The organism is Pseudomonas sp. ICMP 10191, assembly GCF_001467335.1.
Taxonomy (GTDB): Bacteria; Pseudomonadota; Gammaproteobacteria; order Pseudomonadales; family Pseudomonadaceae; genus Aquipseudomonas; species Aquipseudomonas cerasi.
The window spans coordinates 1-247 of the sequence record NZ_LKGW01000087.1; the positions used below are offsets into that span (position 1 = coordinate 1).

Genomic DNA, 247 nt, shown 5'->3' on the forward strand with positions numbered 1-247 from the left:
CCCCTGCCGTAACGGTAGGCGCTGGCTCATCCAGAGGCGCACCGACGCTGGCACCGAACTGCCGCTCCATGAACGCTGTCACCAGGCCGTGGTGCTGGCCGCCGGCGCTGATGGTGTGCAGCGGATCGGCGGGGTCCCGCGCGTCACAGTTGCCACGAAGGTGCACCAGGCTTGCGGCCACCAGTTGCTGCTGGCTTCCGGTGTTGGTGACCGTCGTCATCGGCTCTTCGATACCCTTGGCGTGAGT

Annotated in this window: 1 pseudogene; it reads right to left on the minus strand. The window is 67.2% G+C overall.

Annotated features, from left to right (window positions below):
- A pseudogene (locus AO388_RS07775) lies at positions 1-247 on the minus strand (DNA cytosine methyltransferase); the annotation flags it as partial.